Below are 372 nucleotides of genomic sequence, written 5' to 3'. Positions count from 1 at the left end.
GATTATGGCACGCCGGAAGATGTTCAGGTTCTGGCCGAAGATGTTCTGGCACATCGTCTCGGCCTGACCTGGAAAGCGATAGCGGAGGGCGAGACGCCTCGCGGCGTGATTGCGACAATCCTCGACCGTATCGCGCCCTTATAGGTCGACATGACACATGAACGATAAGGGCACCTACATTGATACAACGGCGCTGATCCTGTTGAAGCACGCCGCGACAAACACCAGGCAAAAACGGAACATCAGAACCCAGTCCATGCCGGGTCCTGTTGCAACCAAGCGACGGGGCCGCGGCAGCGAGATCGATGATATCAGGCTGTGGACCTACGGCGACGACATTCGCACCATCGACCGCAACTCCACGGCACGCAC

Annotated in this window: 2 pseudogenes; both read left to right on the top strand. The window is 58.3% G+C overall.

Features of this window, described 5'->3' with window-relative positions:
* Window positions 1-144, top strand: a pseudogene (locus AC6CHM_RS25145) (AAA family ATPase); the annotation flags it as partial.
* Between the two features lie 13 nt (window positions 145-157).
* Window positions 158-372 (top strand): annotated as a pseudogene (locus AC6CHM_RS25140) (DUF58 domain-containing protein); the annotation flags it as partial.

The organism is Phyllobacterium sp. GQ127, assembly GCF_059758635.1.
This window is presented reverse-complemented; position numbering and strand designations above follow the sequence as displayed.